Origin of the sequence: Streptomyces sp. CB02261 (assembly GCF_001905665.1) — a bacterium.
In the GTDB taxonomy this organism is placed as follows: domain Bacteria; phylum Actinomycetota; class Actinomycetes; order Streptomycetales; family Streptomycetaceae; genus Streptomyces.
The window spans coordinates 22,640-43,736 of the sequence record NZ_LIVX01000002.1 but is presented as its reverse complement, the minus strand read 5'-3'; the positions used below and the strand labels follow the sequence as shown (position 1 = coordinate 43,736).

Genomic DNA, 21,097 nt, shown 5'->3' with positions numbered 1-21,097 from the left:
GGCGTCCACCCTCACGCGGCATCCAGCCCCGTCCCCGCCGCCCCCGCAAGCTCCACCAACTCCCGCTCCGTCAGCACGAGGTCGGCCGCCGCCGCCGAGTCGCGGGCGGACTCCGGGCGGCTCGCGCCCGGGATCGGCAGGACCGTCTCCGCGCGGGCGAGCAGCCAGGCGAGGGCCACCCGCTGGGGGCTGACCCCCCGGGCCCGCGCCACCCTGTGGAAGGCGCCGAGGCCGGGGTCCTCATCCTGGGCCGACCTCCCGTCCAGGGAGCTGCGCGAGATCCCGCCCAGCGGGCTCCACGGCAGGAAGGCGAGGCCCAGTTCGGCGCAGAGCCGCAGCTCGGGCTCGCTGTCCCGTACCGCGGGCGAGTAGCGGTTCTGTACGGAGACCAGCCGGTCGCCCAGGATCTCGCGGGCCAACAGGATCTGCGCGGTGTCCACGTTCGAGACCCCGGCGAGCCGGACCGTCCCCGCGTCCAGCAACTCCCGGATGGCGCCCAGCGATTCCGCGTAGGGGACGGCCGGGTCCGGCTTGTGCAGCTGGTACAGGCCGATCGGCCCGCCGCCGAGCCGGCGCGCCGAGGCCTCCGCGGCGCGCCGCAGGTGCTCGGGCCGGCCGTCGACCGTCCAGCCGCCGTCGTCCGTGCGGCCCCGGCCGCCCTTGGTCGCGACCAGGACGTCGTCGGTGCGGCCCCCGTACGCGGCCAGGGCCCTGCCGAGGAGCAGCTCGCCCTCGCCGGGTTCGCCGCCCGGCGGGTGGTAGGAGTCGGCGGTGTCGAGCAGGGTGACGCCCGCGTCGAGCGCCGCGTGCACGGTGGCGAGGGCCCGCGTCTCGTCCGGCCGGCCCTCGATCGAGAGCGGCATCGCGCCCAGGCCGACCGCCCCGACCCGTACGTCCCCCAGCCTCCGGTACCGCGTCACGGCGTGGTCTCCGGCGTCTCGGAGACGGCCCGCGAGAGCCACGTGGAGGAATGGGAGAAGGCGTAACCGAGTTCGGTGGCACGGGAATTGTCCATCGCGTACGCCCGGGAGAAGGAGAACGGCGAGACCTCGCCGTCCGCCACCTCCCGGAAGACGGCCCGGCCGCCCACCTGCCTCTCGATCTCCGCGCAGAGGTCGGCGGTGTGGAGCGGCCCGTGGGAATGCGCGTTCACCGGACCGGTGAACTCCGCCTCGACCGCCCACGCGAGGAACGCGGCTATCTCCTCCACGTACACATAGGTCGCCGGATGGTTCACCACCGGCACGGCGATCGGCTCGCCCGCCCGGATCCGCCGCACGTAGTGGGCGAGCCGGCCGGTGAAGTCGTCGTCGCCCCCGAGCACGTGGGCCACCCGCACCGAGGTCCACGCGAAGGGCGGCGCCGCCGCGAAGACGGCCTCCGCCTGCCGCTTCCCCTCCCCGTAGTGGGCGTCGCGGAACTCCGGGTCCTCCCAGGCGAGGCCCGTGTCGACGGTGACCGCGCGCAGGTCGAGGGCGTCCTCGGCGACGGGTACGGCCCGGTCCTCGTCGCCGTACACCTCGACCGTCGACGTCATCACGTACCGTCCGGTGCGCGGGCCGAAGACGCGCCGGGCGATCTCGGCCTGGCGCGGGGTGTAGCAGACCTGGTCCACCACGACGTCGAAGGAACGGCCGGCGAGAACCGTCTCCAGGGCGGCTTCGTCGTCCCGGTCGGCGACGAGGTGCTCGAATCCGGCGGGGGTGTCCGAAGAGCCCCGGTTGAGGATCGTGATCCGATGGCCGGATTCCCGAAGAATGGCGATCAGCCGCTTTCCGAAATAGCGGTTCCCGCCGATGACAAGTACGTCCATCAATTCCAACTCCCTTGTGTCACCGGTCAAGTGTTACGTTGATCCGTCGCCGCCTGAAGGGGAGAACATGGGAGTCCCGGCCGCCGTACCGAAGGAACCACGGCCTTCGCGTCCCGCCACCGTCGAAACCTCGGCGGCCGCCTTCGACGCCGTCGACCGGCGGATCCTGGACCTCCTGCAGAGCGACGGCCGGATCAAGCTCAGCGAGCTGGGCCGCCGCGTCCGGCTCAGCCCGGCGGCCGTCACCGAGCGGGTCCGCCGCCTGGAGGCGAGCGGCGCGGTGACCGGCTACGGCGCCCATGTCTCCCCGGCCCGGCTCGGCTACGGCATCCAGGCCTTCATCCGGGTGAACCCGCACGGCGGCTACACCCTGAAGCACCCCAGGACCCTGGAGCTCATCGCGCGACCCGAGGTCGTGGAGGTCCACCACGTGGTGGGGGAGGACTGTTGGATCCTCAAGGTCGCCGTCACCGACACCGTCCACCTCGAAGAGATCCTGGAACAGACCACGGCCCTCGGCCGGACCACGACCTCGATCGTCCTGTCGTCCCCGGTGACCCGGAAGCCCCTGCTGCCGCCGGCACCCTGACCCCTTGCCCTGACGTCGGCGTCAAGGCCTACGGTCGGGGACATGCGCATCGGAGAGCTGGCCGAGCGGGCCGGGACCACCACGCGGACTCTGCGGTACTACGAGTCCCGGGGTCTCCTGACCGCCCGGCGCACGGAGCAGGGGCACCGCACGTACGACGAGGGCGACCTGCGGCTCCTCCAGCAGATCAGGACCCTGCAGGACTTCGGGTTCGAGCTGGAGGAGACGCGGCCGTTCGTCGACTGCCTCCGCGCCGGGCACCCGGCGGGGGACTCCTGTCCCGCGTCGATCGCCGTCTACCGGCGGAAGGTGGCCGAGCTGGACGGGCTGATCGCCCAGCTCCAGGCGGTACGCGCCGAGGTCGGGGCCCAGCTGCTGCGGGCCGAGGCGGAACTCCCGCACGGCCCGGAGCCCCGGTGCGCACTCGACGGACGGACGGAGACGGAGGGGTGACGGAGATGACGACGTACACGGCAGGCGTCGGCGAGGTGACGGACGCGGACTTCGCGGCGGAGGTGCTGGGATCGGAGCTGCCGGTCCTGGTGCAGTTCACCGCGGAGTGGTGCGGACCGTGCCGGCAGCTGAAGCCGGTGCTGGCGGCCATCGCGGCGGAGGAGGCGGGGCGGCTGCGGATCGTCGAGATCGACGTGGACCGCAACCCGGAGACCACCCTGCGGTACGGGGTGCTCGCGACCCCGACGACGCTGGTGTTCCGGGCGGGGGAGCCGGTGAGGTCCCTCGTCGGCGCCCGCCCGAAGCGCCGCCTCCTGGCGGAGCTGGAGGACGTCCTCGCCTGACGTATGTCCCGCGTGGCATACGGAAATACCCCGACTAGAATTGACAGTCGGGGTATTTCATCGCGTATATTGATGGATTCCGTGTCTGGAAAAAGCACAGGCACAGAGAAGTTCAATAAACGCACTGTATCGCGCCGGGAGTCGAATTGTCAACCGAGGAATTTCGGAACGAGCAGCAATTCATCACCGATCTCTACACACGACTCGACGACCTGAGGGACCAGGCCGAGGCCGCCGTCGCGCGCGCCCTGCGCACCCCCGGGGTCGGCAGCAACCAGGGCCGGCTCGAACGGGACGTCCTGGTCGCCGAGCAGTCGGGGCTGCTCGCCGCGTTCGACGCCGGGGAGAGCGGGCTCTGTTTCGGGCGCCTCGTCTTCCAGGACGGGCGCGACCACCACATCGGCCGGCTCGGCATCCGCGAGGACGACCCGAACCGCACCCCCCTCGTCGTCGACTGGCGCGCCGAGGTCGCCCGCCCGTTCTACCTCGCCACCGGGTACGAGCCGATGGGCCTCTCCCGCCGCCGTCACATCAGCACCCGCGGCCGCACCGTGACCGCCCTCCACGACGAGGTGCTCGACCTCGCCGACACCACCCGCACCGGCCACGAGAGCCGCGACGCCGACGAGGTGCTGCTCGCCGCGCTCGACGCCGCCCGCACCGGGCGGATGCACGACATCGTGCAGACCATCCAGGCCGAGCAGGACGCCATCATCCGCTCCCCGCACCGCGGGGTCCTCGTCGTCGAGGGTGGCCCCGGCACCGGCAAGACGGCCGTCGCCCTGCACCGCGCCGCGTACCTCCTCTACGCGCACCGCGAGCAACTGGCCAAACGGGCCGTCCTCATCGTCGGTCCCAACCCGGCCTTCCTCGGCTACATCGGCAACGTCCTGCCCTCCCTCGGCGAGACCGGCGTCCTCCTCGCCACCCCCGCAGAACTCTTCCCCGGCGTCCGCGCCACCGGCACCGACACCCCCCGCGCCGCCGCCGTCAAGGGCTCCGCCGCCATGGCGGAGGCGCTCGCCGCGGCCGTACGGGACCGCCAGCAGGTCCCCGAGCGCGGCGAACCGCTGATCGTCCCGCACGAGGACGGCGACCTGGTCATCGACTGGGACATGGCCCTGGAGGCCCGCCACAAGGCCCGCGAGACCGCCCTCCCGCACAACCTGGCCCGCCCCTACTTCGTCTTCCGGATCCTGGACGCGCTCGCGGAGCAGCTCGCCGACCGGATCGGCGCCGACCCCTACGGCGGCCCCAACTTCCTCGGCCCCGACGACATCGCGCTGCTCGCCAAGGGCATCGCCGCCAACCCCGACGTCCACGCGGCGATCGACACCCTCTGGCCCGCGCTGAGCCCGCAGGACTTCCTCACCGGCTACCTGACCGAGCCCACCCACCTGCCCGACGCGGACGCCGCCGCGATCCGGCGCGAGCACGGCCCCTGGACCCCGGCCGACGTGCCGCTGCTCGACGAGGCCGCCGAACTCCTCGGCGAGGACGACTCGGCCGCCCGCGCCGCCGAGGAGGCAGAGCGGCAGAAGCAGATCCAGTACGCGCAGGGCGTCCTCGACGTCTCCTACGCCTCGCGCACCTACGAGTTCGAGGACAAGGAGGAACAGGACAAGGACGCCTCCGAGGTCCTCTCGGCGCACGACATCATCGACGCCGAACGCTTCGCCGAGCGCCACGAGGAGGCCGACCACCGTACCGCCGCCGAACGCGCCGCCGCCGACCGCACGTGGGCCTTCGGCCACATCATCGTCGACGAGGCCCAGGAACTCTCCGCGATGGCCTGGCGGCTCCTCATGCGCCGCAGCCCGAACCGCTCGATGACCCTGGTCGGCGACCCCGCCCAGACCGGCGACCCGGCGGGCGTCGGCGCCTGGGAGCGGATCCTCGCCCCGTACGTGGACGACCGCTGGGAACTGGTGCGACTTGGCGTCAACTACCGTACGCCCGCCGAGATCATGGCGGTCGCGGCCGAGGTGCGGCGGGCCGACGACCCCGGCTTCGAGCCGCCGAGCTCCGTGCGCTCCACCGGCGTGGAGCCCTGGGACAGGACGGTCGACGACCCGGTGAAGGAGGCCGCCGACGCCGTGGCGGCCGAGCTGCGCGCCGAGGGCAGGATCGCCGTGATCGCCCCGCCGGAGCTGCACCCCGGCCTGGTCGCGGCCCTCCCGGACGCCGCGTACGGCCCGGCGCCCGACCTCACCCGGCCGGTGGTCCTGCTCGACCCCCGGCAGGCGAAGGGCCTGGAGTTCGACACGGTCCTCGTCGTCGACCCGGAGGCCATCGTGGCCGGGGCCGCGCACGGCACCAACGACCTGTACGTGGCGCTGACCCGGGCGACCCAGCGGCTCGGGATCATCCGCACGGAGGCGCGCCCACGCCCGTGATCCCGGACGCCCCCGGCCCGGTACGGAGCGGGCGGGGGCGTCAGGGGCCGGACGGCGTGGGCGGGCCGCCCCGGCCTCACCCGGGCGGCCGTCCCGTCACGCCGGCCGCAGCCAGACCGTCGCCAGCGGCGGGAGCGTCATGCGGATGCTCGCCGTACGGCCGTGGTGCGGCACCGACTCCGTCTTCACCGGGTCGCGCCCCACCACGTCCCCGCCGCCGTACCGCGCCTCGTCCGTGTTCAGGACCTCCGTCCAGGCGACCACCGCCTCCGGCACCCCGAGCCGGTAGTCGTGCCGCACCACCGGGGAGAAGTTCGAGACGGCGAGCAGCGGCGAGCCGATCGCGTCGAAGCGCAGGAAGGCGAAGACGTTGTCCTCGGCGGCGTCCCCGACCACCCACTGGAAGCCCTCGGGGGCGGTGTCCCGCTCCCAGAGCGAGGGCGTCGCCGTGTACACCGTGTTCAGGTCGCGGACGAGGTCCCGCACCCCCCGGTGGTCCGGCTCCGCCCCGTACGCCGGGTCGAGCAGCCACCAGTCGGGCCCGTGGTCCGCCGACCACTCCGCGCCCTGGGCGAACTCCTGCCCCATGTACAGCAGTTGCTTGCCGGGGTGGGCCCACATGAAGCCGAGGTAGGCGCGGTGGTTGGCGCGCTGCTGCCACCAGTCGCCCGGCATCTTCGACACCAGGGCCCGCTTGCCGTGGACCACCTCGTCGTGCGAGATCGGCAGGATGTAGTTCTCGCTGTACGCGTACACCATCGAGAAGGTCATCTCGTGGTGGTGGTACTTGCGGTGCACCGGCTCCTTCTGCATGTACTCCAGGGAGTCGTGCATCCAGCCCATGTTCCACTTCATGCCGAAGCCGAGGCCGCCGAAGCCGCCCGGACCCACCTGGTCCGTCGCCCGCGTCACCCCGTCCCAGGCCGTGGACTCCTCGGCGAACGTGACGATCCCCGGGCAGCGCCGGTACACGGTCGCGTTCATCTCCTGGAGGAAGGCCACCGCGTCCGGGTTCTCCCGGCCCCCGTACTCGTTCGGCAGCCACTCGCCGTGCTCCCGCGAGTAGTCCAGGTAGAGCATGGAGGCCACCGCGTCGACCCGCAGGCCGTCGATGTGGAACTCCTGGCACCAGTACACGGCGTTCGCCACCAGGAAGTTCCGCACCTCCTTGCGGCCGTAGTCGAACTCCAGGGTCCCCCAGTCGGGGTGATGCGACCGGCGCGGGTCCTCGTGCTCGTACAGCGGACGCCCGTCGAACTCCGCGAGCGCCCAGTCGTCCTTCGGGAAGTGCGCCGGGACCCAGTCCATCAGGACCCCGATCCCCGCCCGGTGCAGCGAATCGACCAGGAACCTGAAGTCGTCCGGGGTGCCCATGCGGGCCGTCGGCGCGTAGAACCCGGTCACCTGGTAGCCCCAGGAGCCGCCGAAGGGATGCTCGGTGACCGGCATCAGCTCCACATGCGTGAAACCGAGGTCGCGGACGTACGCGGGCAGCTGCTCCGCCAGCTGGCGGTACGTCAGCCCCGGACGCCAGGAGGGCAGGTGCACCTCGTACACCGACAGCGGCGACTCGTGGTGCGGGCGGGCCCCACGCCGCTCCATCCACTCCTCGTCGCCCCACGTGTGGTGCGAGGCGGTGACGATCGACGCGGTGTTCGGCGGGCACTCGGTCCGGCGGGCCATCGGGTCCGCGCGGAGGGTGTGCGTCCCGTCCGGGCGGGTGATGTCGTACTTGTAGACCGCGCCCTCCCCGATCCCCGGCACGAACAGCTCCCACACGCCCGTCGAACCCAGCGAGCGCATCGGAAGCCCGGTGCCGTCCCAGTGCGTGAAGTCACCGGTGACCCGCACGCCCCGCGCGTTCGGCGCCCAGACCGCGAAACGGGTGCCGGCCACCCCCTCGTGGGTCATGGGGTGCGAGCCGAGCGCCGTCCACAGCTCCTCGTGGCGGCCCTCGCCGATCAGGTGCAGGTCCAGCTCGCCGAGGGACGGCAGGAAGCGGTACGGGTCGTGCACGGCGAGCTCGTCGCCGTCGTAGCGGACCCGCAGCTCGTACGCGGGTACCTTGCGGAGCAGCGGCAGGAGCCCCGAGAAGAGGCCGTCGCCGTCGTCGTGCAGCGGCACGCGCTTGCCCTTGGCGAGGACGGTGACCTCCTTCGCCCACGGGCGCAGCACCCGCACCACCACCCCGCCGCGCACCGGATGCGCGCCGAGCACGCCGTGCGGGTCGTGGTGCTCCCCGGCGAGCAGCCGGGCCCGGTCACCCGGATCGAGCGGTGGCGCCTTCCGGGGCGCGGGGGACGTGGTCCTGGGGGTGGTGGTCGTGCTGCGGGCCGTCTTGCCTGCGGGGCGGGCGGTCACCGGGGTGCCTCCTAGGGGGTACGGGGTACGGATGCGCAACGGCGGGGTACGGGGGCGGGACACTCGGCCGAACGGGGGCGGGTGGGGTCCACGCAGGCGGGGGCGCCGTGCGGCGCCCCCGGACTGCTCCGAACGGGTCATCCCGCCCCACCCGCCGCAGGGCGGAGGGGGACGGGTCCCGTGGCGGGGCGGGGGTGGTCACGGGGTCGTCGACAGGCGTTCGATGGCGGACATCGGGACCGGGAGCCAGTCCGGACGGTGCCGGGCCTCGTACACGACCTCGTACACCGCCTTGTCCGTCTCGTAGGCCCGGAGCAGCGCCGGATCCGCCCGCGGATCCGCCCCCGCCACCTCCGCGTACCCCGTGCAGTACGCCTCGCGGCACCGCGCCGCCCACTCCGCGTTCCACGGCCGGTGGGTGCGGGCCGCGTAGTCGAAGGAGCGGAGCATCCCCGCCACGTCGCGGACCGTGGGCTGGGGGCTGCGCCGCTCGTCCAGCGGCTTCGCCGGCTCGCCCTCGAAGTCGATGACGGCCCAGCCGCCGTCGGCCCCCCGCAGGGTCTGCCCGAGGTGCAGGTCGCCGTGGATGCGCTGCACCACGTCACCGCCGACCGCGCCGCTCGCCGCCGCGAAGACGGCCCGCAGGCCCGGCACGTGCGGCAGCAGCGCGGGCACGGCCTGCGCCGCCGCGTGGAGCCGCCGGTCCATCGCGGCCGCCACCTGCTCGGTCTCGGCCCGGTCGAGGCGCCGGGTCGGCAGGGCCTTGGCGAGGGAGAGGTGGACCTCGGCCGTGGCCCGGCCCAGGTCCCGCGCCTCGCCGGTGAACTCCCGCCCTTCGGCGAGGGCGTCGAGCGCGAGCCGCCAGCCGTCCCGTGAGTCCCGCAGATAGGGCTGGAGGACGCCGAGGGTCGCGGCCCCCGACTCGAACCAGGCGACCGGGGCGGGGACCCGGGCGCAGCCGGCCCCGGCGAGCGCGAGCGGCAGTTCGAGGTCGGGGTTGGCGCCGGGACTGACCCGGCGGAAGATCTTCAGGATGTACGAATCACCGTAGACAAGCGACGAGTTGGACTGCTCGGTGTCGAGCACGCGGGGTGCGAGCGCGGCCGGCAGCTCGGTCGTGGCATGGAAGCGCAGGGGGCCGGTCCGGCCCGGGGTGCGCAGCCGCTCGTAGAGGAGGCCGGCGAGCCGCGGGTCGCGCAGCCCTTCGTACACGGCACGTCCGGCGAGCGGTCCCTGCCGGATCCGCCCGAGCAGGGCGGGCGCGAGGCGGGGCGGGAGCTGGTTCCTCACGCCCAGGAGCAGTTGGTAGCAGTCGGTGGGTGTGCCGGGCGGGCGGCTCGGCTGTTCGACCCGTACGAGCAGATGGAGGAGGCCGGGGCCCGTGCCGTCCAGAGGCAGCAGCTCGGTGGCCGCTTCCAGCGTGAATCCGGTGACCCGGCGGCCCTTGCCCGCGAACCAGCGCTGTCTGGGCAGCCAGTCGTGGAGCAGGGGGGCGAGGGACGGAAGGAGGGCGTCCGGGGCCCGGGTGGTGGATGCGGTCTCCGGCATGGCATCGCGTCCTTTCCCCGGGGCGCACAGTTGGCTGTTGTATGCGTTCAAATGCGCAGAGTGTCCCGGATGGCGGCTAGGGCTGTCCGGATGTGCGGGACGTGTCGGAAGGGGAAGATCCGTATGGGCCCGGCAAGAAGGCCCGGATGGACCTGAATCGTGTGTGGGTCACAGTGCCCAGGGTGGGACGGGGGAAACCGCCCCACGCCGGACGGAAAACCGAACTGACCGTCGGTCAGCCCTTCTTGAGACGGAACCAGTAGAAGCCGTGTCCCGCAAGGGTCAGGAGGTACGGCAGCTGGCCGATGGCCGGGAACTGCACGCCGCCGATCAGCTCGACCGGGTGGCTGCCGGCGAAGCGCCGCAGGTCCAGTTCGGTCGGCTGCGCGAACCGCGAGAAGTTGTTCACGCAGAGGACGAGGTCGTCGCCGTCCTCCCGGAGAAAGGCCAGCACCGCCGGGTTGGACGCCGGGAGTTCGGTGTACGTGCCCGTCCCGAACGCCCGGTTCTGCTTACGGATCTCGATCATCCGCTTCGTCCAGTGCAGCAGTGAGGACGGCGAGGCCATCCCCGCCTCGACGTTGGTCACCTGGTAGCCGTGGACCGGGTCCATGATGGCCGGAAGGTAGAGGCGTCCCGGGTCGCAGGAGGAGAAGCCCGCGTTCCGGTCGGGCGTCCACTGCATCGGGGTGCGGACCCCGTCCCGGTCACCGAGCCAGATGTTGTCGCCCATGCCGATCTCGTCGCCGTAGTACAGCACCGGCGAACCGGGCAGCGAGAAGAGCAGCGCGGTGAACAGCTCCATCTGGTTGCGGTCGTTGTCGAGGAGCGGGGCGAGCCGGCGCCGGATGCCGATGTTGGCCCGCATCCGTGGGTCCTTGGCGTACTCGGCGTACATGTAGTCGCGTTCCTCGTCCGTGACCATCTCGAGCGTGAGCTCGTCGTGGTTGCGGAGGAAGATGCCCCACTGGCAGCCGGAGGGGATCGCCGGGGTCTTCGCCAGGATCTCCGAGACCGGGTACCGCGACTCCCGCCGCACCGCCATGAAGATGCGCGGCATGACCGGGAAGTGGAACGCCATGTGGCACTCGTCGCCGCCCGAGGAGAAGTCCCCGAAGTAGTCGACCACGTCCTCGGGCCACTGGTTGGCCTCGGCGAGCAGCACGGTGTCCGGGTAGTGGTCGTCGATCTCCTTGCGGACCCGCTTGAGGAAGGCGTGGGTCGCGGGGAGGTTCTCGCAGTTGGTGCCCTCCTGCTGGTACAGGTACGGCACCGCGTCGAGCCGGAAGCCGTCGATCCCCAGGTCCAGCCAGAACTTCAGCGCGGAGAGGATCTCCTCCTGCACGGCCGGGTTCTCGTAGTTGAGGTCGGGCTGGTGCGAGAAGAACCGGTGCCAGAAGTACTGCTTGCGGACCGGGTCGAAGGTCCAGTTGGAGGACTCGGTGTCGACGAAGATGATCCGGGCGTCGGCGTACTGCTTGTCGTCGTCGGCCCAGACGTAGTAGTCGCCGTACGGGCCGTCCGGGTCGCGCCGGGACTCCTGGAACCACGGGTGCTGGTCGCTCGTGTGGTTCATGACGAAGTCGATGACCACGCGCATCCCGCGCTGGTGGGCCGAGTCGACGAACTCGACGAAGTCCGCCAGGTCGCCGAACTCGGGGAGCACCGACGTGTAGTCGGCGACGTCGTAGCCGCCGTCCCGCAGAGGGGACTTGAAGAACGGCGGCAGCCAGAGGCAGTCCACGCCCAGCCACTGGAGGTAGTCCAGCTTGGCCGTGATGCCCTGCAGGTCTCCGACGCCGTCCCCGTTGCTGTCCTGGAAGGACCGGACGAGAACCTCGTAGAAGACGGCCCGCTTGAACCAGTCGGGATCACGGTCCTTGGCTGGGGTGTCCTCGAAGGTGTCGGGGACGGGCTCGTTGACAGTCATGATGTGGGTGACCCTCCGGTCTGCGGGGACGGTCGCAGGACGAGGACGTGCGCGGGCGTGACACCCGGCTCTAGACGCACGTAACTGGCCCTGCCCCAGTGATAGGTGTCGCCGGTGAGCTCGTCGCGCACCGGCACGGTCTCGTGCCAGTCGAGGCCGAGTTCCGGCATGTTCAACGAGACCGTCGCCTCCTGGGTGTGGTGCGGGTCGAGGTTGACGACCACCAGAACGGTGTTCGAACCGGAGCGCTTGCTGTACGCGATCACCTGCGGGTTGTCCGTGTCGTGGAAGCGCAGGTTCCGCAGTCGGCGCAGGGCCGGGTGACGGCGCCTGATCCGGTTGAGCGCGGTGATCAGCGGCGCGATGGTCGCCCCGGAGCGCTCCGCCGACTCCCAGTCACGCGGCCGCAGTTGGTACTTCTCCGAGTCGAGGTACTCCTCGCTGCCGTCCCGCAGCGGAGTGTTCTCGCACAGCTCGTACCCGGCGTACACGCCCCAGGTCGGCGAGAGCGTCGCCGCGAGCACCGCCCGCACCTCGAACGCCGGACGCCCGCCCTTCTGGAGGTAGGCGTGCAGGATGTCGGGCGTGTTCACGAAGAAGTTCGGCCGCATCTGCGCCGCCGTCTCGCCGGACAGCTCCGTCAGGTACTCCGTGAGCTCCTCCTTGGTGTTCCGCCAGGTGAAGTACGTGTACGACTGCTGGAAACCGATCGCGCCGAGCGTCCGCATCATCGCCGGCCGCGTGAAGGCCTCCGCCAGGAAGATCACGTCCGGATCGGCCCGGTTGATCTCGCCGATCACCCGCTCCCAGAACACCACCGGCTTGGTGTGCGGGTTGTCGACGCGGAAGATCCGGATCCCGTGGTCCATCCAGTGCCGCAGCACCCGCACGGTCTCCGCGACGATCCCGTCCATGTCCTTGTCGAACGCGATCGGGTAGATGTCCTGGTACTTCTTCGGCGGGTTCTCCGCGTACGCGATCGAACCGTCCGGACGGTGGTGGAACCACTCCGGGTGCTTCTCCACCCACGGGTGGTCCGGGGAGCACTGGAGCGCGAAGTCCAGGGCGATCTCCAGCCGCAGCTCCCGGGCCCGCGCGACGAAGGCGTCGAAGTCCTCGAAGGTGCCCAGGTCCGGGTGGAGCGCGTCGTGCCCGCCCTCCGGGGAGCCGATCGCCCACGGCACGCCCACGTCGCTCGGCGAGGCCGACAGCGAGTTGTTGGGGCCCTTGCGGTGGGTCTCGCCGATCGGGTGCACCGGCGGCAGGTACACCACGTCGAAGCCCATCGCCGCGATCGCCGGAAGCCGCTCGGCGGCGGTGCGGAAGGTGCCCGGCACGGTACGGCCCTTCACCTTCCGCACGCCCTCCGAGCGCGGGAAGAACTCGTACCAGGAGCCGAACAGGGCGCGCTCGCGCTCGACCTGGAGCGGCAACGCGGGCGACGAGGAAAGGAGTTCGCGCAGCGGGTGGCGGTCCAGGGCCTCGACGACGCGGGGCGTGAGGGCCGCCGCGAGCCGGGCTGCGGCCGGCCGGGACGTGTCGCGCAGCGCGTCGGCGGCGGCGAGCACGGACTCCCGGCCGCCGCCCTTCTTCGGGACGCCCTTGGCGGCCCGTTCGTGCAGCTCGGCGCCCTCGGCGAGGACCAGTTCGGAGTCGATCCCGGCCGGGATCTTGATCCTCGCGGTGTGGCGCCAGGTGGCCACCGGGTCGCTCCACGCCTCGACGGTGTACGTCCAGAGGCCCTCGGCGTCCGGGGTGACCTCGGCGCCCCACCGGTCGGTGCCCGGCGCCAGCTCGCGCATCGGGGTCCAGGGGCCGGGGCGCCCCGAGGGGCGGCGCAGCACGACATTGGCGGCGACCGCGTCGTGGCCCTCGCGGAAGACGGTCGCCGTCACCTCGAAGGTCTCTCCGGCCACCGCCTTCGCGGGGCGCCGACCGCAGTCGACCAGCGGGCGGACGTCCAGTACGGGAATGCGTCCCATGAGCGGATTCACAGCATCACCTGACGGGTTACGGGGGTGCGGGTGGTGGTGCGCTCTTTCTAGCTCCGACGACGGCCGGCGGGTTGCGGGCATGGCCGCTCCTGTCCGCGTTCACTCGGATGGCGGGTCCAGACGGATGAAGAGGGGTCATGAGGAGACGGGTTCACGGCCGTACCGCAGGAGCCTTCCCCCGGTCCCCGGTTGGGCAATCCAGACGCTTTGTTAACTACTAGGGCGTAGCCGTACGGGCAAGGAGCAGAACGGCCCCACCCCCGGGGGGTGAGGCCGGAATCCGACGGTCACGAAGGGGGTGTCGCGTCCGGTTCGTCCGCGTCCTTCGCCCACACCTGCCACGGCTGGCGGGCCACCCACTCCTCCACCGGGGCCGGTTCGAGGCCCAGCACCTCCGTCGACACCCCGTCGTCGTCCGCCATCAGGAGTGGATCGGCGCCGCTCGCCATGTAGTGGTAGATCCCCGCCACCCCCGCCGCCGTCTCCGGGCCGAGGAGCCGGACGAGCCCGCGCTCGAAAGCGGCCGGATCCAGCTCCTCGTACCGCACCGCCCTGCCCAGCCCCCGGCCGAAGGCGGCCGCCAGACCCCCGCCCGTCAGCGAGCGGTCGCCGCCGATGTCGAAGGTCCGCCCCTCCAGGCCCTCCCGGGTCAGCGCCGCGAGCGCCGCCTCCGCCAGGCCCCGGTGCGACAGCCACGCCGTCCGCGCCGACTCCGGCAGCGGATAGGCCAGCACACCCTCCTCGACCAGGGCCGGCCCGTTCCACGGCGAGAACAGGTTGTCCAGGTACACCGGCGGCCGGATCACCACCAGCGGCACCCCGCTCTCCCGCAGCACCCGCTCCGCGAGCCGCCGCGTCTCGAACGCGGGCACCTCCGTCGGACCCAGCGGTAAGCGGGTGTTGGCGTTGAAGACCAGGCGCACCGTCCCCGCCGCGACGGCCGCCTCCGCCACGTTCCGCGCGTACGCCTCCACCCGCTCGGCCCCGTACACCAGCGGCATCGTGACGAACCCGTGCGTCGTCCCCTCGAAGAGCCGCCGCACGTCCTCCGGCCGCCCCAGATCGCCGGAGACGCAGAAGGCCCCCGGCAGCGGCGGGCGGTCGTCCGCGGCCCGCCGGGTCAGGGTCCGCACCCGGTGGCGCCGCTCCGCGAGGAGGCGGGCCACCGCACCGCCCTGGAACCCCGTCCCGCCCACGACCGCCACCCGCATCGGAATCTCACTGGACATGTCTGTCTGAGCCCCTTCGATAGACTTCGGCCGCTGCCGTACCGGCGTCCTCCAGGCTCGCCGGGGCGGTTCGGGCCGTTCAATTAACAAACCGGGGCGGAAGTTGAAGGATCGTCCATGGACACCGTGGGAACCGACCGTCACGCACAGCACGACGCCCGGCACGACGAACAGGAAGACCTGCTGAGCGAACTGCTCAAACCCCTCCGGCTCACCAAGGTCTTCGACAGCCGCTGGCACGTCCGCGCACCCTGGGCCATCGAGGGCGACGCCGAACACGGCTGCGCCGTCCTCCACTACGTCGTCGAGGGCGACTGCTGGATCACCGCAGACGACGAGACACCCCTCGAAGTGCACACCGGAGACCTCGTCGTCTTCCCCACCGGCGCCGCACACCGCCTCTCCGACCGGCCCGAACGCCAGGGCGTCCCGCTCCACGCCGTCCTGCCCGAGCGGCAGCCCGGCACCACCGGCGAGATCGTCATCGACGGCAGCGGACCCGAGAGCCGGCTCCTCTGCGCCGGACTCCACTACGACGCCGGCGCCGCCACCGGCCTCTACACCTCCCTGCCCTGGGCGCTCGTCCTCGACGGCGCCCAGGTCGACCGCGAACCGCTGCTCCGCGACACCCTCCGGCTGCTCGCCGCCCCCGACCGGCCCGTCGGCCCCTGCGACCGGCTCGTCACCCTGCGGGCCTTCGAGATGGCCCTCGTCCTCGCGCTCCGCCCGCTGCTCCGCCAACTCGCCGTGAAACCCGCCTCCCTGCCCCTGCTCCGGCACCCCGGGATCAGCAGGGCGGTCGTCATGATGGCCACCCGGTTCGCCGAACCGTGGACGATCGACTGCCTCGCCCGCGAGGTCGGCATGTCCCGGTCCGCGTTCACCGCCGCCTTCCGCGAGCTGGTCGGCGAGTCACCGGCCCGCTACCTCGCCGCCCGCCGGATGCAGGAGGCCGTCCGGCTGCTCACCGAGACCTCCCTCCCGCAGTCGGCGGTGCCCGCGCGCGTCGGCTACCAGAGCGCCGTCGGCTTCCACCTCGCCTTCCGGAAGTGGTTCGGGGTGACCCCCGGGGAGTACCGCGCGGGCGGCGTCCGAGCGGCCTGAGCGGCTTCCAGGTCGACCGACCTGACATCTTCGGGGCCGCCTGGACGGTTCTTAAGGACCCCTGGACGGAAGCTCATTGTCCGCACCGGGTGCGCCGGACAGGCTCGGGACGGGCAGAGCCGTGACACCCGGGGAAGGGCCCCGTCGCCACCCTGGGGTCTCTCTCCGCACGATGCCCGAGCCCCCAGGCGAACGAGCCCCGAAAGAGAGGAGCGCCGTCGTGTTCGGCGATGTGCTTCACACGACCGAGGACATACGCGCCGCCGACCCCCTCGGCGCCGACGCGCTGCTCGCCGCGGTGCCCGCGATGAACGCCGAGGGCGACGCGGCCGCGCTGACCGTCGCCCTGCGCGCCCTGGTGCCCGACCCGGACCGGGCGGCCGAGTGGAGCGTCGGCGGGGCGCTCGCGGCGACGCGGGACCTCGGCATCCTCCTCGGCTCGCTGAAGCGGCACGGCGTGCAGCCGCTCGCAGCCGTACCGGAGGCGTATCCCGTCCTCGAACTCCTCGGCCGCCGCACCGACATGGTGCCCCGGGACACCGTCCACCACTACACCATCTGGAACCCCGTGGGCCCCCGCCGCCGCTCCTACACCGGCGACCCGCGGGAGGCCCTGCTCCAGGACGCCGTCCGGACGCTCCACCCCGGCCTGGTCGCGGCGCTCGACGACTGCGGGCGGATCGCCCGCCTCGAACCGTACGACCCGGGCTTCCCCGCGGCCCTCGACCGCGTCGCCCGCCGCATCCGGGCGATGGCCGACGCGATCGACCTCACTGTGGCCCGGGTGTCTCCGGAGTACGTCGCCGTGACCCTGCGCCCGTACTTCGACGAGGTCGAGGTCGGGGGCCGCGCCTACCTCGGCCCGGACGCCGCGCGGCTGCCGCTCTGGCCGGTCGACCTGACGGTCTGGCAGTGCGACCGCCCCCACCCCGCCCACGACGCCTCCCTCGACGAGGCGGTGCCGTACGCCCCGCCGGCCTGGCGCGCGTTCCACGCCCGGCACCGGGGCGGGGTGTCCGCGGTCAGCAAGCTGTCGGCGGCGGTGAGCTGGGAGGGCGCGGACCGGCTGCCGCCCTCGCTCACCGCGTCGGCGGAGGCGCTGGGCCGGGTGCTGCGCCTCCTGAAGACCCTCCGCGCCCGCCCCCTCGGCACCGCCCCCACGGCGTACGGCGACGAGGCGCGCCGCCACGAGGAGGGCGGCGGCGGGGCCCCGGTCGCGCTGCTGCGCTCCGTCCTGGACCTGACCAGGGAGAACGAGACCATGGTGCGCCGCGCGACCCCGCGGCGCCGTCCCGCCGGGGCCCCCGTCGGGCCGTCGGCCGCGTAGCGGCCCCGAAGGAGCGATCGAGATGTCCCTTCCCACCCACGGCCCGTACCGGCAGGGCTTCACGTCCGGCTACGGGGCGAGCCCGCACGTGGTGATCGCCGGCGGCGGCGTCGCTGGCCTCACCGCCGCCCTCGCCCTGCACGCCGCCGGCTTCGAACGGGTGACGGTCGTCGAGGCGGCACCCGCGATCCGTCCCGCCGGCGCTGGGCTCGACCTGATGCCGGACGCCGTCCGCGAACTGGACGCCCTCGGTCTGCTCGACGCCCTGGAGGCGGGCGCCCTGCGCACCCGTGAGCTGCGCCGCTACCACCGCTCCGGCGGCCTCGTCTCCAGGGAGCCGCGCGGGCTCGCCGCCGGCTACCGCTGGCCACAGCTCTCGGTCCACCGCGGGCACCTCCAGCAGGTCCTCGCGGGGGCGGTCCGGGCCAGGCTCGGCCCCGCCGCGCTGATCACCGGGGTCCGGGTGAGCGGCGTGGAACCGCTGCCGGACGGGCGGCCGCGGCTGCGCCTGGAACACCGGGACGGCGCCGTCCGGGGCCGGGCCTCGCTCGAACCGGACGTCCTCGTGGGCGCCGACGGCATCCGCTCGACGGTGCGGGCGTCGCTGCACCCGGGCGAGGGCGGGCCCCGGTGGAACGGGACGATGGTGTGGCGAGGGGTGTCACGGATGCCGGCGCGAGCCGTCGGCGCGTTCACGCTCCTCGCCGGCGACGACCGGCAGCAGGCCCTCGTGTACCCGATGAGCCGGCCCAGCGGCCAGACCAGGGAAGTCCTGGTGAACTGGGCCCTCGCGAAGCACGTGGAACCCATGTGCGACTCACCGGAGGAGCGGCTCCTGGCGGACTGGGGCCGGCCCGTGCCCGTGGAGACGCTCCTCCCGCACTACGCGGGCTGGGAGTTCGACGGCGTCAGCGTCCCCGTCGTCCTGCGCGCCGCCGACACCGCCCACGCGTACCCGATGCTCGACCGCCCGCCGCTGGACCACTGGACCCACGGCCGGACCACCCTCGTCGGCGACGCCGCCCACGCCCCGCACCCCTTCGGCGCCGACGGGGCGACCCGGTCGATCGTCGACGCGCGCGCCCTCGCCCACGCCCTCGCCCGGCACCCCGACCCCGCGGAGGGCCTCGCCGCGTACGAGCGGGAGCGCGGGCCCGCCGCCACCGCGCTCCGGCGCACGGACCGCGACCTCGGCCCCGAGGCCGTCGTCGACCCGGCGATCGTGAACCAGGGCTCCCCCTACGAGGTGCCGATCCCGGCCATCGGCTGACGGCCGCCACGCCGCCGGAGCGCCACGCCGCCCCCCGTGCGCCGTGGCCTCGTGGAGCCCCGTGACCTAACGTCGGAGCGGAACGACGGACGCACAGCGTGGTGCGTCCACTCCGCTCCGTACTCGCCTGCGAAGGTGGAACACGTGAAGGCAATCCGTCGATTCACCGTGCGTCCCGTCCTCCCCGACACCCTTCGACCCCTCGCCGACCTCGCGCACAACCTGCGCTGGTCCTGGCACGAGCCCACCCGCGCCCTCTTCGCCTCCCTCGAACGCCCCGGCCCCGCGGCGGCCTCCGGCACCGACCCCGTGCGGATCCTCGGCGCCCTCGAAGCCTCCCGGCTCACCGCGCTCGCCGCCGACCAGGACTTCCTGGCCCGGCTGCGGGCCGCCGCCGAGGACCTCGACACCTATCTGCACGCCCCCCGCTGGTACCAGCAGCAGTCCGGCGACCTCCCGGCCGCCGTCGCCTACTTCTCGCCCGAGTTCGGCGTCACCGCCGCCCTGCCCCAGTACTCCGGCGGCCTCGGCATCCTCGCCGGCGACCACCTCAAGTCCGCCAGCGACCTCGGCGTCCCCCTGATCGGCGTCGGCCTGCTCTACCGGCACGGATACTTCCGGCAGTCCCTCGGCCGCGACGGCTGGCAGCAGGAGCAGTACCCCGTCCTCGACCCCGGCGAGCTGCCGGTCACCCTGCTCCGCGAGGCCGACGGCACCCCCGCCCGGATCACCCTCGCCCTGCCCGGCGGACGCAGCCTCCACGCCCAGCTGTGGATCGCCCGCGTCGGCCGCGTCCCGCTCCTCATGCTCGACTCCGACGTCGAGGACAACGCCCCCGGGGAACGGAGCGTCACCGACCGGCTCTACGGCGGAGGCAGCGAGCACCGGCTGCTCCAGGAGATGCTGCTCGGCATCGGCGGCGTCCGCGCCGTCCGTACGTACACCCGGCTCACCGGCACCCCCGACCCCGAGGTCTTCCACACCAACGAGGGCCACGCCGGCTTCCTCGGCCTCGAACGCATCCGCGAACTCCAGGGCGAGGGACTCGACTTCACCGCAGCCCTGGAGACCGTCAGGGCCGGCACCGTCTTCACCACCCACACCCCCGTCCCGGCCGGCATCGACCGCTTCGACCGCGGCCTGGTCGCACGCCACCTCGGCGAGGACGGCGAACTCCCCGGCGTCGACACCGCCCGCATCCTCGCCCTCGGCGACGAGACCCCTCTCGGCGGCGAACCCGGCGTCTTCAACATGGCCGCCATGGGCCTGCGCCTCGCCCAGCGCGCCAACGGCGTGTCCACCCTCCACGGCGCCGTCAGCCGGGCCATGTTCGCCGGGCTCTGGCCGGGCTTCGACGCCGACGAGGTGCCCATCACCTCCATCACCAACGGCGTCCACGCCCCCACCTGGGTCGCCCCCGAGGTCGGCAGGCTCGCCCCCGACGCCCCCGACCGGGAGCTGTGGGAGCTGCGCCGCACCCTGCGCGAACGGCTCGTCACCGACGTCCGGGAGAGGCTGCGGGCCTCCTGGCGCCAGCGCGGGGCCGCCGACGCGGAACTCGGCTGGACCGACTCCGTCCTCGACCCTGACGTCCTCACCATCGGCTTCGCCCGCCGGGTGCCCTCGTACAAGCGGCTCACCCTGATGCTGCGGGACAAGGACCGGCTGCGGGCGCTGCTCCTGCACCCCGAGCGGCCCGTGCAGCTCGTCGTCGCCGGCAAGGCCCACCCCGCCGACGACGGTGGGAAGCGGCTCGTGCGGGAACTCGTCCGGTTCGCCGACGACCCCCGGGTCCGGCACCGGATCGTCTTCCTGCCCGACTACGGCATGGCGATGGCCCGCGGCCTCTACCCCGGCTGCGACGTCTGGCTGAACAACCCGCTCCGCCCCCTGGAGGCCTGCGGCACCAGCGGCATGAAGGCCGCCCTCAACGGCTGCCTCAACCTCTCCGTCCTCGACGGCTGGTGGGACGAGTGGTTCGAGCCCGACTTCGGCTGGGCCATCCCCACCGCCGACGGCGCGGCCGCCGCCGACGAGGACCGCCGCGACGACCTGGAGGCCGCCGCCCTCTACGAGCTGATCGAACGCCGGGTCGCCCCCCGCTTCTACGACCGGGGCTCCGACGGGGTGCCCACCGACTGGACGGCGATGGTCCGCCGCACCCTCACCGACCTCGGCCCGAAGGTGCTCGCCGACCGGATGGTCCGCGAGTACGTCGAGCGGCTGTACGGGCCCGCCGCCACCGCCCGCCGGGCGCTCACCCCGGCCCGCGCCCGGGACCTCGCCGACTGGAAGGCCCGGGTCCGGGAGGCCTGGCCGACGGTGACCGTCGACCACGTCGAGGTCGGTGACGGCCTGGTGGACGACCTCGCGGACGCGGAGCTCGGCGCGACCCCGGTGGTCCGGGTCCGGGTGGCGCTCGGCGCGCTCGGCCCCGACGACGTCGAGGTGCAGGCCGTCACCGGCCGGGTCGACGCCGACGACACCCTCACCGACCCCCGGACCGTCCCGCTGAAGCCGGCGGGCGGCCCCGACCTGGAGGGCGGGCTGACCTACGCGGGCACCCTGGAACTCGACCGCACCGGCTCCTTCGGCTGCACGGTCCGCGTCCGCCCCACCCACCCGCTGCTCGCCCACCCCTCCGAACTGGGCCTGGTGGCCGTGCCGGAGGAGACGACGGGGGAGGGGGCGGGGGTGCTGCTGAGGTAGGGGCGGCGGAGGCCGTCACGGCACCGGCGG

The 21,097-nt window shown here is 73.1% G+C and carries 15 protein-coding genes; 8 read left to right on the top strand and 7 right to left on the bottom strand.

The genetic code is table 11. The features are described 5' to 3' along the window. Nucleotides 1-11: 11 nt before the first annotated feature. Together AMK29_RS05615 and AMK29_RS05610 are read right to left on the bottom strand one after the other, a co-directional pair. Complete coding sequence (locus AMK29_RS05615) at nt 12-920, bottom strand: aldo/keto reductase (protein ID WP_274535629.1); 909 nt, start codon at nt 918-920, stop codon at nt 12-14. After that, entirely contained in the window at nt 917-1,813 is an 897-nt protein-coding gene (locus tag AMK29_RS05610; RefSeq protein WP_073808432.1) for an NAD-dependent epimerase/dehydratase family protein, read from the bottom strand. The genes AMK29_RS05615 and AMK29_RS05610 overlap by 4 nt, the downstream gene beginning before the upstream one ends. Before the next feature lie 67 nt (nt 1,814-1,880). Between AMK29_RS05610 and AMK29_RS05605 the strand changes: the two genes are divergently transcribed. From AMK29_RS05605 to AMK29_RS05590, 4 genes are all read left to right on the top strand, one after another. Further along, nucleotides 1,881-2,402, top strand: coding sequence for an Lrp/AsnC family transcriptional regulator (locus AMK29_RS05605; protein WP_073808429.1), 522 nt, complete (start codon nt 1,881-1,883; stop codon nt 2,400-2,402). Between the two features lie 42 nt (nt 2,403-2,444). Continuing rightward, complete coding sequence (locus AMK29_RS05600; protein WP_073808426.1) at nt 2,445-2,855, top strand: MerR family transcriptional regulator; 411 nt, start codon at nt 2,445-2,447, stop codon at nt 2,853-2,855. Between the two features lie 5 nt (nt 2,856-2,860). Further along, nucleotides 2,861-3,199 (top strand): thioredoxin family protein, encoded by a 339-nt coding sequence (locus AMK29_RS05595; protein ID WP_073810612.1) that lies wholly within the window; start codon nt 2,861-2,863, stop codon nt 3,197-3,199. 146 nt (nt 3,200-3,345) lie between these two features. Further along, nucleotides 3,346-5,595, top strand: a complete 2,250-nt coding sequence (locus tag AMK29_RS05590) for a HelD family protein (RefSeq protein WP_073808423.1) — start codon at nt 3,346-3,348, stop codon at nt 5,593-5,595. 96 nt (nt 5,596-5,691) lie between these two features. On the opposite strand, the gene glgB is transcribed toward AMK29_RS05590, so the two are convergent. The 5 genes from glgB to AMK29_RS05565 all read right to left on the bottom strand — a co-directional run bounded on the left by glgB (nt 5,692) and on the right by AMK29_RS05565 (nt 14,657). Next, complete coding sequence (gene glgB / locus AMK29_RS05585; protein WP_443334059.1) at nt 5,692-7,995, bottom strand: 1,4-alpha-glucan branching enzyme; 2,304 nt, start codon at nt 7,993-7,995, stop codon at nt 5,692-5,694. A 159-nt stretch (nt 7,996-8,154) separates the two neighbouring features. Beyond that, nucleotides 8,155-9,504: a maltokinase N-terminal cap-like domain-containing protein gene (locus AMK29_RS05580; RefSeq protein ID WP_073808418.1), complete on the bottom strand. Its 1,350-nt coding sequence runs from the start codon at nt 9,502-9,504 to the stop codon at nt 8,155-8,157. A 235-nt stretch (nt 9,505-9,739) separates the two neighbouring features. Further along, nucleotides 9,740-11,434 carry a maltose alpha-D-glucosyltransferase gene (gene treS / locus AMK29_RS05575; RefSeq protein WP_073808415.1) on the bottom strand — a complete coding sequence of 565 codons (1,695 nt, stop codon included), beginning with the start codon at nt 11,432-11,434 and terminating at the stop codon, nt 9,740-9,742. Next, nucleotides 11,431-13,416 carry an alpha-1,4-glucan--maltose-1-phosphate maltosyltransferase gene (locus tag AMK29_RS05570; RefSeq protein ID WP_241845175.1) on the bottom strand — a complete coding sequence of 662 codons (1,986 nt, stop codon included), beginning with the start codon at nt 13,414-13,416 and terminating at the stop codon, nt 11,431-11,433. The genes treS and AMK29_RS05570 overlap by 4 nt, the downstream gene beginning before the upstream one ends. A gap of 299 nt (nt 13,417-13,715) precedes the next feature. Continuing rightward, complete coding sequence (locus AMK29_RS05565; RefSeq protein WP_079196766.1) at nt 13,716-14,657, bottom strand: SDR family oxidoreductase; 942 nt, start codon at nt 14,655-14,657, stop codon at nt 13,716-13,718. A 117-nt stretch (nt 14,658-14,774) separates the two neighbouring features. On the opposite strand from AMK29_RS05565, the gene AMK29_RS05560 reads away from it, so the two are divergent. The 4 genes from AMK29_RS05560 (at nt 14,775) to glgP (ending at nt 21,067) form a co-directional block, all read left to right on the top strand. Then, nucleotides 14,775-15,761, top strand: coding sequence for an AraC family transcriptional regulator (locus tag AMK29_RS05560; RefSeq protein WP_073808406.1), 987 nt, complete (start codon nt 14,775-14,777; stop codon nt 15,759-15,761). Nucleotides 15,762-15,981: 220 nt separating this feature from the next. Beyond that, on the top strand, nt 15,982-17,088 hold the full coding sequence (locus AMK29_RS05555; RefSeq protein ID WP_073808405.1) for a monodechloroaminopyrrolnitrin synthase PrnB family protein: 1,107 nt from the start codon (nt 15,982-15,984) through the stop codon (nt 17,086-17,088). A 22-nt stretch (nt 17,089-17,110) separates the two neighbouring features. After that, nucleotides 17,111-18,358, top strand: a complete 1,248-nt coding sequence (locus AMK29_RS05550) for an FAD-dependent monooxygenase (protein ID WP_073808404.1) — start codon at nt 17,111-17,113, stop codon at nt 18,356-18,358. A gap of 144 nt (nt 18,359-18,502) precedes the next feature. Further along, nucleotides 18,503-21,067, top strand: a complete 2,565-nt coding sequence (gene glgP / locus AMK29_RS05545) for an alpha-glucan family phosphorylase (RefSeq protein WP_073808403.1) — start codon at nt 18,503-18,505, stop codon at nt 21,065-21,067. Nucleotides 21,068-21,097 lie beyond the last annotated feature (30 nt).